General features: G+C 38.4%; 10 protein-coding genes. 1 reads left to right on the forward strand and 9 read right to left on the reverse strand.

Annotation, left to right across the window (positions count from 1 at the left end; genetic code table 11):
• From JMN32_RS14885 to JMN32_RS14900, 4 genes are all read right to left on the reverse strand, one after another.
• The coding region (locus JMN32_RS14885; protein WP_202857143.1) for a hypothetical protein at positions 1–1118 on the reverse strand (1118 nt) is incomplete at its 3' end.
• 1365 nt (positions 1119–2483) lie between these two features.
• Complete coding sequence (locus JMN32_RS14890) at positions 2484–3137, reverse strand: response regulator transcription factor (protein WP_202857144.1); 654 nt, start codon at positions 3135–3137, stop codon at positions 2484–2486.
• 5 nt (positions 3138–3142) lie between these two features.
• Positions 3143–3940 carry a sensor histidine kinase gene (locus JMN32_RS14895; protein ID WP_202857145.1) on the reverse strand — a complete coding sequence of 266 codons (798 nt, stop codon included), beginning with the start codon at positions 3938–3940 and terminating at the stop codon, positions 3143–3145.
• 652 nt (positions 3941–4592) lie between these two features.
• A complete protein-coding gene (locus tag JMN32_RS14900) occupies positions 4593–5138 on the reverse strand; it encodes a hypothetical protein (RefSeq protein WP_202857146.1) in 546 nt (181 codons plus the stop codon).
• Positions 5139–5527: 389 nt separating this feature from the next.
• On the opposite strand from JMN32_RS14900, the gene JMN32_RS14905 reads away from it, so the two are divergent.
• Positions 5528–7795, forward strand: coding sequence for a hypothetical protein (locus JMN32_RS14905; protein ID WP_202857147.1), 2268 nt, complete (start codon positions 5528–5530; stop codon positions 7793–7795).
• 191 nt (positions 7796–7986) lie between these two features.
• Here the strand turns inward: JMN32_RS14905 and JMN32_RS14910 are convergent, their stop codons facing one another.
• The 5 genes from JMN32_RS14910 to JMN32_RS27355 form a co-directional block, all read right to left on the reverse strand.
• On the reverse strand, positions 7987–8130 hold the full coding sequence (locus JMN32_RS14910; protein WP_202857148.1) for a hypothetical protein: 144 nt from the start codon (positions 8128–8130) through the stop codon (positions 7987–7989).
• An 82-nt stretch (positions 8131–8212) separates the two neighbouring features.
• Positions 8213–9379: a glycosyltransferase gene (locus JMN32_RS14915; protein ID WP_202857149.1), complete on the reverse strand. Its 1167-nt coding sequence runs from the start codon at positions 9377–9379 to the stop codon at positions 8213–8215.
• Between the two features lie 4 nt (positions 9380–9383).
• Positions 9384–9665, reverse strand: coding sequence for a hypothetical protein (locus JMN32_RS14920; RefSeq protein WP_202857150.1), 282 nt, complete (start codon positions 9663–9665; stop codon positions 9384–9386).
• Complete coding sequence (locus JMN32_RS14925; protein ID WP_202857151.1) at positions 9662–10126, reverse strand: hypothetical protein; 465 nt, start codon at positions 10124–10126, stop codon at positions 9662–9664. The genes JMN32_RS14920 and JMN32_RS14925 overlap by 4 nt, the downstream gene beginning before the upstream one ends.
• Positions 10127–10149: 23 nt before the next feature.
• Positions 10150–10347 (reverse strand): hypothetical protein (locus JMN32_RS27355; protein WP_238354489.1); only part of this gene is annotated, 198 nt, incomplete at its 5' end.

Here is a 10347-nt window from a genome sequence, read left to right on the forward strand (position 1 = left end):
TTCTCCCTGAAATCCTTTGAAGCTATCAAAATACTGAGGTCTTTGATATCACGCGCAGCCAAAACCTTGCACACTTCCGGTTTGCCCATGGTCGTTAAGGCAAACGGCAGCAAATGGTATTGCTGGCCTTCTTGTAACTGGTTGAAGAGTTCCTCAAGAAAGTCTGCAACGATCTCGGGATCATCGTCAGATTGCTCGGGTTCGGGAGAGGTAGTTTCCCTCGGGGTTACAATAATTTTAGAAGGAGCGGGTTTCTCTGGTGTAGTCGCGGTCGTTTCTGAAACTGCCTCTTCAGTTCCAATCAACGGTTTTATGCTTTCCGATTCTGTAGGCTCATCTAATTTGTCGTCAATGGTGGTGGTCTCTGTTTCATAGGGTTTAATTTCTATTGGTTCTACATTACTACCAGTGAGTTCAATGCCTTCACCGTTAGCAAATTCAACAACAGCCGACAATGCCACGCCCGTCATTTTGTTTTGTGTAGGGCTGGCATCGTTGGCATTTCTTTCTTTGTTAAGAAAACTTTTCAGTTTCCCTAACGCAGACTGTAGGGCTGATTTTCGGTCAGGGTACACGGGGCTGTTTATGCTGGGGGCATAAGATCTTCCTGAATAATCACCAAAAGCCTTGGTGTGGCTTAGCCCGTAGCTGTAACTCCCGTCTTCCCGTTTGACCAGGTCAATCGATGCTTTGTATTTTGCTTTTGCCGGAATGGGGATGATCAGTTCCTCCAGGTTATCACCGGCATCTTCACGCATGTAAACTCCATGTTCGTTATGGAGCATTTTTTTGATGGCTTCGGTTTTCTCAGCATCCTCGCTCGTCAGGTCGGCTGCTGTGATCACTTTGCCTTCTTCAAATAATACCCTGGCCTTTTTCTGATAATTCTTTGGAGTTACCAGGCTCTCAATGAAAGTGTCACCATAACGCTTTCTGCCAAAATAATCGGCTATCGCCCTGGCTTTGGGCGCTGATGGTTCAAACACAACATAGCTCTCACGACCTTTGTCTCCTTTATCCTTTCTAAATATGAAGGTGACATAGCTGAACTGCTTGTGGTCAATGTTCTCCTCCGACGCTTCATAGCGAAGCTTAAAGGAAGCATTTCCTTTCATCATAACTGTTAACTCTTAAGGGTATATCAACGCCTTATTGAAAGGCGGCTGGGCCTGTCCATATTGTTCAGGCTGGTTAACGGTTACTTTCTTTTACTCTGAGATTTTGAAAGCAGGGCTGGCATTCGACTTTGAAGGAATGGCCGGTTTGAAAGTCCCGTTGAATTGTCTGCTGTAAATATAGAATTCCATTGCTAATCTTCAATAGGGCTAAATTGAGCAACCGGTACAAAAATTTTATCTCCTTGGAAAAATTTAATTTGTAAATATCTATATTTCAGATATTTGAAAATTATTTATTTGCCTAGCAGGGGGTGTAACTTTTGTTGTGAAAAATGTTCTGCATCTGAGAAAAGCAGTTTAAAATGCCAGTGCGCAACATCATTTTCTGAGTTTCTCTAAGCCAAAGTCATAGTATGCAGGACATGTTTTTTAACGGTTTCTCTGGTGCATGACCTCTTTGGGGTGCTGAATAAGACTAACTATTGTATGTCGTAACGCTGGTATATCGTTAAATGTCTTATAAAGATACATTTAAAATACACACCTAACTGCCCATAAACTGTAACATCTGATAAATAGATAGATATAACTGTTCTAAGCCGACAAAACCCGTTGTAACCGACCGAAAGATGGCTAAGGTAAAAATCATCTGCAGCATACTATTTTAACTTAAAAGTACCTACACACAAAGATTTTGACATCAGTGCCACCTGGTTTTGGGCATAAAGCAATAGGGTACAGGGGTATGTTTTGCATATCGGGAACAGTTTTATCGATTCCATGAGCTATTGCCATGACGAAGCTGTTTTCGGGCTAATATTTATTTCTAGGCATCTGATTTAGAGTTTTTTACAAAACTGTAGTGTGCGTCAATAATAGGTGTAACTATCTGTAAAACAGATTTATATATATTTTATTTATTGCCTGTATATGTGTTGTAGCATACTTAGCGTTGAAAATGAGCTTATGCAGGCTGCTGTTATATAATGTATGCACGGGACGATTCTAACAGGGGCTAAAATTGATTACTTCCGTTTTTAGATTGGTCTGGCAGACTATTTAGAATATCCTACACCTCTTTTCGGGTTAGACCGTTTTGCTCGGTTATATCTTCCTACCTTTTATCATGATACTTTAGAAAAGAATAGGTTTAGGTCAACTTAGGCAATATCTATAGGAGCAAATATGATTCCTGAAAGAGTGGTCACCGCATGTTACTCATTACAGAAGACAAAGCAAAATATCCTAGAAAAAGGAAGTAGAACTATTTTTTGGACAAAAGATGATGAAAATAAGAGCTATGGTGGGCTTCTATCTCAAAATTGAGATCACATAAAATTCATACAAGGATCGTTTTTGCTATCGCTATTCAGGCTTAACAATCTTCGATTTAACAGCATACATAACCAGCCCCACTCTGCTTCTGACCTGAAGTTTTTCAAAAAGTGAGGCCCGATATCCATCTATTGTCCTTGGGGCCAAGCACATTTTGTCAGCAATTTCTTTATAGGTAAGCTCTGTGCAGGCAAGTTTAATGAACTCAATTTCACGATCATTTAAATTACTTGAAGCAGGGTTTTCATTAGATGGTGACTCAAGATTTTTCACTAAAGTATGACTGACCAAATCAGAATAGTAGAATCCTTTTTCGATAATATCTTCAAATGCTTTTTTGAGTTCTGTCGGTTCTGCATCCTTTAATACATAACCTCTTGCCCCGGCTTTGATCATTTTAATTATTGACTTTTCATCATCATACATAGACAAAGCCAAAATTCTAACTTGAGGATACTTTACCCTTACCCAAAGAGCGGTTTCATATCCATCCATTTCCGGCATATTGATGTCCAACAGCAATATATCAGGTTCCTCAATAACCTGAATTTTGCTCTGTAGGTCCATACCATTATCAGCCTCGCCGACAACTGTATAGGTATGAAAACCATCAATAAGTTCAACCATGCCTTTTCTCAGCAGCTTATGATCATCTACAAGGCAAACTTTTATTGAATTATGCATAAGAATTATACTAAGGGTAATTTCAATTCTACAGAAGTTCCTTTGTTTGGGTTACTCTTGATTTCAAAATGTGCTCCAATCAGTTTTGCACGGTTTTGCATATTAATCAGACCTGTCCCGTGACCGAAGTTAGTCGCTTTTGACTGACTTTCTAAGTCAAAACCAATTCCATTATCTCGAATAGTAACTTGTAGAAATTCCTGCTCAAAATATAAGAAAATATGTATTTCATTTCCGTGAGAATGCTTAATAATATTATTAAGGGACTCCTGAATAATTCTATAGATGATTAATTGCTGGTGCGGGTCAATACGTACTTCTTTACCATCAATTTGATATGCTGTTTTAAATTCACTGGTTTTATTGATCTGGTCAATGTCATTCCTTATTAACTCTGAGAGATTATAGGTGTTTATGTAATGACTATTCATCGTTTTAGAAAGATTTCTCAAATCCTGAATGGCCTTGCTAACCAGTGATTTAGTTGCTTCCAATCGATCTGCATTTGAAACGTTTTCACCCAGAAGAATCTTACTAAGATTTAGCTTAGCCAATGCCAACACCTGACCAATATTGTCATGAATTTCCTGCGACATGTTTGTTAATGTTTGCTCTCTAACCTCAAGTTGTGTCTTAAGCAATTCCTTTTCATAAAGCACCTTTAGTGTATTGACTTCAAGTAAATGTTTCCGCCTTCTGTTCTGGTATTTCATAACCGCTATAATGACTATGACACCAAAAAAAAGCAGCAATAACGTACTTAGCACTACTGCAAAGAATATTTCTTCCTGTGTTTTGAACATATGAAACCGATTATAAAACAGGTGTAGAGGATGTAGTTAAATATCTTGTTAATAATAACAAGTAAGTCATCACTTAACTGGTAATGATTTTGAATTAGATAGTTGTACACCCCATTAAAACAGAATATCCCAGAGTAGAAGATAACCATACCTATGCTGATCCAAAATATTGGAATACGTGTAATAGGGAGGTCTTCATCCGGATCAATGTTTAATAAGGTTAAGATACACCAAAGTATAATCAAAAATCCTCCTAAGTTATATACCCATCCAGGGTAATCGCTAACCACATACAATTGAGTATAGAGAACTAACAGAATTATGGTAAAAAAAGGAACTGAAAAAAGGATAAGTTTTTTAATTATTTTCTTGGAATTAGAGATGTAAAAAAAATAGGAGATCAAATAATATTCAAAGGGTATATATATTTGATATACGAGGAAATAATCTTTTCCGGTCGAGTAGTAGAGTGAGTTAAAGATGATTTCGGTTAGCAATCCCAAGGCTAACAGGTAGGTTAAAATCAATAAAGTTCGGTCATGTTTATATGCTGTCAGGCTGACACCAAAGGCTGTGGCCAATAAAGCTAAATAGATTAATTGCATCATATGGAGAAATAGAGTCAGGAGTAGGTACACTCCTGACTTTGTCGTTATTTAAATAAACTGTCAAAATCTATCTTAAGGTTTTGCCTCATTTCTTTTAAGGTATCATGACCCCCAACTTCTATTAAAATTGTTGGGTTTGAACTGTCATCTGCTGACCTGTATGGTCTAAATATGGATTTGTCATTTCCATCAACACCCAAATCTTGATTATTTTTACCAATTCCCACTAATACAAGAGAAGTCTTTAAATTTAAATGATTTCCAGGCTTCGGACTCTTGCAAATATAAAAACGGATGCCCTCACAATTCTCCTGGGAGAGTAGCAACAATAATGTTCGCTTACTAAAGGTGATGGCTGCGGTTCTCTTATTGATTTCTTGCTCTTTCTCAGGACTATCAATTTCATCCAGTTGCTCTTTCCAATGGGTATGAACCATTTTCGTGGCGGCCTTTAAACTAATGACTCTGCCAGGTGCTGGATCTTTAAAATTATCATAGTCAAATTGTAATTCCTTCTTTTCGTTCCAAGGAGACTGGGGGCCTGTTGGATGGTATTCCCATCCTGTTAAATGAAGTTTTTCTGTAGCCATAATTGACGCGTGATTAGTTATTAGAAATGTTTATGATAGGAAGTACGACAAAATATCATACAAAGTAAACTGGCCTGTGCATTTACGGGTATTTTCCATTTTATACCGTGAAAAATCACCTCGCAGAAACGTTAAAAACCACGTTGAAATTAGATTTAAGTTAGTTGAAATTTGAATATGGAGCTGATTGAAGTGTGGGCTAAGGTTACTTTTAGTTAACTCAATCTAAATAATTTGATTATGAAAGCCCGTAACCCTGGTTATTTGATATTATTGGTGGCATTGATAGTGAGTTGTGCTACAATTAACAGAACACCAGTACCATAGTTTAGGCAGGCTACTACTTCATAGATTTTGAAATTTAATTGTTAAACCAAACCTCTATCATTATGAAAAACCTTGTCTTCCTAGTTCGGCTTATTCTACTTAGTGTAGTCTATTTAGTGTATTCTCCATGCTTTGCAGATGATTCGTATGAAATCTCTGTTGATGTTGATCTGACACTGGAATTTTTACCAATTGACTTAAAACGAAATTTAAAAGAAAACTATACTGGTGGACAGCTCAAACTCGGACAGATCGAGCCTTCACATCTTGAACCTATTACAATTACGGGCGATAATAGCCCCATTCACGATAATGCAATTCCGACTTCTGGAATAGTATTCTTCCAAAAGACTAGTGAATTTCATATTAGAAAGTATGAGATACAAATTCTAAAAAGCGACGGGGAAGTTGACCATATTCTAACTGTTCGATTTAAAACGAAGAGACCTACTGTTTCCAGTATAAAAGTTCTAATTGACAATCGCGAGTTTGAAAATAAAATAATGTTTGATTATCGGTCACCTTTGAATGCAGAGATGGTTATTTCGGGGCATGGATTTTTAGTAGAACCAGAAATATCTTTACAAGAATTTGCTCTAAAAAATGTAAGAATTGAGACTGATAAAAGACTAACGGCCAAACTGGAGATCCCTCAGGAAAGGTTATCTGAGGTAGAACTTGGAAACCGTAAAATTGTAATTAAAGACCAATTTGGTGATTGGAATAGAATAGAGGTAGATGTAAGGATAGAAGGCTCATCTCCGGAAATTATTCCACCTGTTAATTCTATACATTACTATACAAGAACATCAACAGTACCATTGAGGTTTACTTCTTTTCACACTTCTCCCAATGCAAAAATATTCACTGAGTGTATTGACGGCGAGCCTTGTTATGTAGAAACTAAGCCCAGCGGCTTTGATGCAATAAGAAAAAACGGAACATTAGAAACCACCATTAGCATTGCTTTACCAACAAATGTAAATAATAGCAGGTTTAAGGTATATATTCAAAACGGTGATGATAAAACTAGCGATAAGCAAATCGTTAATATTGAGCCTTCTCAAAATACAGCAACTATTCAACCAAGGAACTCATTATACCCTTTGGTGCAAGGACAAGAAGGGGAGATAATATTAACTGCCACTCGGAATGACTTTGAGAGCGTAGACTTGACTAGCTATCGCTTGACTATGGAAGGAACACCTGTTTCTTGTGAAATAAGTCCAGCTGGTAACCCCTCGTCAAGCAAGTTAGTTGCACGAGTAAATGTTCCGGAAAGAATAGCCGGTGCTTCAATATCTTTTGAACTCAGACATGGGGATAGAACATGGAGTGGGCAAATAGAAAATATTTACCCCGTTCCAGAATGGACTAACAGACAAGGCTATTTTCAAACGAATGTAGAATATGTTTTAAAGTACGATAAGGCAAGTCCTAATGCCCTAATAGTTAATGATCAAAAGGGCGTCGAGATTTTAGATAGAGATATTAGCGATGGTATTGGTAAGATAAAGATCAATTCAAATTTTACGGAGGATGACGTTATAATTAATACTCAAATTGCAAGTCAAATTGCTGATGAAACGAAAGTTGATTTTCAAAAATGGTTATCACCTGATAAGTATATCTCATTTAAGGAAACCGAGGTCTATAGCAGCAAAGGTTTAGAGTATTTGATTTTAGCCAAGAATAAAAGAATGTTTCAAATAGACCAGAATTCTAATCTAGTTAAACATGAGAATCCACAAGTCTTAACACTAAAGCTAAAGGACATTGACGGAAATGACCTCAAAGAAAAAAAGCTGACATTTACCGAAAGTAGGAAATCAGAGTTTGTACTAAACACCTTTAAAGGGGGTGACCGATTCTACTTAGAAGTAGCAGGGCTTGATGGTCAGAGTAAGACCTACAATGGTTATTTAAAAAGAAATTTTTGGGAAAGCCTTTCATTGGACATTGGCTTAAGTGGAGTTAGTTATATGCTTAGCGATCCCAACAAGGATTTTGATGCGAGGCATGAACAGGATACCTCCCTACAAAAGGTGGATCGCTTTAATATCCTTAAAGGAATTAATGTCGGGTTATTTTATCAATTTCAGTTTAACTCAAATATGTCAATGAAAAGGCGATTACTCGGTGCAGGAGTATACGCAAATTTCGTTGAAGACAATGATGGAGTTGATATTAAATCAAGTTTAGGAGTCGGTATAATGATAGCAGAAACACTTTTGATAGGAGTCGATTTTGGTGATAGGAAAGCCATAACCATAGGTGCAAGTGCAAACGTTATTGATTTCGTCAAATTACTTGCCAAACAGGAAGAGTGACGAAGGAGAATAAGGGAATATCCAAAATTTAGTAATCTGAAAATGGTTTGGACCATGTACCTGCCGTCGTAGGGCAGGTACATGGTCTAATAGCTTTATTAGTTATTCATGGCTTCCTCAATTATAAGCAGTTCATGGCTTTCTCTCAGAATACCTTCCTTACCTATTGTTGATTTTAGCCTTTCGTACAGCTAATCTATTTGTTCAATGATCAATTTGTCATTCATCAGTGACCTCATAGTTCTTAAAAGATAAGCCAGTGAGCGGTCATAGTCACTGACCAGGTTAATATCCGAAGGCACTATATGAGCATTAACACATATAGCCCGCTCCATGCGAATGGAGTTTTGAAGAAACCATACATAGGTCGCCTTTAACCTTGGAACCTCTAAAATTTCAATCTACTGTCATAGTTGCCTAAATAAATACCCTTTCGAAAGTCTTTGAAAATACTTTTGTGAAACTGTGGCTCTTCCAGGCATTTTCCTGTGCGGCCGAACCTATTTTTTTTCTTAAATGCCCATCTTCAATCAAAGCAATAATTTTTTCCTTCCATTCCTCATGAGTTGTAGCCAGGAACCCGGTATGCCCATCCTCAATTACATCATTGTACAGCCCGTTATTGCTGGCCACCACAGGAACGCCCAAAGCAGCGGCCTCAAGATATTTAATCGTCGATTTGCCACAAACATTGAAAGTTATATCCAGGGAAGGTAAGAGTATAATATCTATGTCGAGATAGTGAAGCTTGTTAAAATATTCTGTAAAGCTAACAGAACGTTCAAAGTTGCAGGTTATTCCGGCGAGCAGGTTATCCCCTGAAGGTTTTTTGCCATCCCAACCGAAAAATGTAATCCGAAGTGTGCTTCCATAGGCCTCCCGGAGACTTTTCAGTACTACAATAATACTTTCGAAATCTGCATAATGGTTGCCGCTACCCGTCAAAAGTATATGGGTTGCTTCGTTTTCGTGTTCTCGTTCCAAAGGCACTTCCTGGTAAGTGTAAGGAGAGAGTACATTGGGAAGGTAAAGGAAATAAGGCAAATTTTCTCTACCGGTTTCCTGTAGCATTTTCTTATAATACCCCAGAAGGCATTTATTAGGAGAAGTGACCAGGTCGATTTTTAATAAATTGCCTGTCAAAGCCTGCCTATGGACATCGGTAATTCTTTTCGATTCAGCGTTACCTTCGGGGATCTCATGATAGTTCATGTCCATATCCATGATGAACCTTATATTGCTTTTCACCCGTTTCATGCCGTCTATAAAATAACCGGCATCAGTAAGGATGGCTGGCAAGACCACGTAATCTGCCCACAGGATGAGCCTTGCATCAATGATATGGTTATAATCGTCGAATGATTTATTGAAATTCCATTTTAGGATTTCGGTAACAATAGCTGAATGGGTGCGTGTCCGGTTCAGCTCCAGAGCAGGCAGGATCATCCGGTAGTAGCCTGAACCGCACAGGCATGGCCCGACAAACAAAACATGGATTTTATTATCCCGCTTGCATTCAGGGTATTTCTCCGTAAAAGAAAGAGGTGCTGTTAATTTTCTATATAGTGCTTTTACTTCTCGCATAGTGTTATATTTCTTTTTTTTCTCCTCTGATATATTTTTCAATCAATTGCCCTGTGGCTTTGTCATATATTTCTACTGTAGATGCCTGCTCTCCGTAGATGTCAACCTTTTTTCGTAGCCGCTTTAGCCCTGTTTCCCTATTTCTGAACTTTGAATAGCGGCTCCGCCAGTCGATAGAATACATGGTCCGGACGTTATGATCTGCGAACCAGACGATCATCTTGCTGAGAGAGTGTTTGATTAGTTTCCATCCACCAGGCGGCACTTTTTCTATCTTCCTGTTCATCGCAAATATTTTATGAGTTCCGGAAGTGCAATCGGCCTGATAAGAAAGTCTCCCTGAAAGGCATGAAGTACCGGGGTTGATCTCCCCAGACTGATGATGAACTTTAGCTGATCTTCTGCCACACCATTCTGGGCTGCAAATGAGCTGATGTAACCTGCGATACCCGTAATCATCTTTGTTTCAAGGCTGGGAGTATAAAAACTCCCTGCAAAGCACTTCACCAGCGAATTAACTGAGAGAGGGAGAACCTTCCGTTTTTCAACTATCCATGATTTTAGTTGTTCCTGTTTTTTAATTACTAAAAAATGGTCATCGCGGGTAGTGCCTGTCCGGGCCGCTTGATCCTCAAAGAAGCGTGTTATGTTCTCGTTTACCTGCGTTTCGATTCCAAACGGGTCAACAGTGAGTTTCTCCATGTAGCCCTGCAACTTCTCCCGGATTGTGGGTTTCTCTGTTTTCATAGTTTTAAGATTTATGTAATTGATTATTTATTTTTAAGTAGTTCGGGCTTGATGACGGCAGCATAAAATTCATGCAGTAGCCCGGGGTGATTGAGTTTGGCAATCTGCTGTTCACAATCCTTGAAAAGCCTCAGGCTCAACGCCTCTTTTTGTAAACCTTTCTGTTTGGCCCTGGAAAGCCTGCGGAGCTGGGCGCGTAATATGGACTTTGCCTTTACTTC

Source organism: Fulvivirga marina, from assembly GCF_016775155.1.
GTDB lineage: Bacteria > Bacteroidota > Bacteroidia > Cytophagales > Cyclobacteriaceae > Fulvivirga > Fulvivirga marina.

What these genes read in the sequence shown, in the direction of transcription:
- JMN32_RS14895 (WP_202857145.1), bottom strand. Translation starts at nt 3,940, where the DNA reads ATGTTCAAAACACAGGAAGAAATATTCTTTGCAGTAGTGCTAAGTACG.
- JMN32_RS14900 (WP_202857146.1), bottom strand. Translation starts at nt 5,138, where the DNA reads ATGGCTACAGAAAAACTTCATTTAACAGGATGGGAATACCATCCAACA.
- JMN32_RS14910 (WP_202857148.1), bottom strand. Translation starts at nt 8,130, where the DNA reads ATGGAGCGGGCTATATGTGTTAATGCTCATATAGTGCCTTCGGATATT.
- JMN32_RS14905 (WP_202857147.1), top strand. Translation starts at nt 5,528, where the DNA reads ATGAAAAACCTTGTCTTCCTAGTTCGGCTTATTCTACTTAGTGTAGTC.
- JMN32_RS14920 (WP_202857150.1), bottom strand. Translation starts at nt 9,665, where the DNA reads ATGAACAGGAAGATAGAAAAAGTGCCGCCTGGTGGATGGAAACTAATC.
- JMN32_RS14915 (WP_202857149.1), bottom strand. Translation starts at nt 9,379, where the DNA reads ATGCGAGAAGTAAAAGCACTATATAGAAAATTAACAGCACCTCTTTCT.
- JMN32_RS14925 (WP_202857151.1), bottom strand. Translation starts at nt 10,126, where the DNA reads ATGAAAACAGAGAAACCCACAATCCGGGAGAAGTTGCAGGGCTACATG.
- JMN32_RS14890 (WP_202857144.1), bottom strand. Translation starts at nt 3,137, where the DNA reads ATGCATAATTCAATAAAAGTTTGCCTTGTAGATGATCATAAGCTGCTG.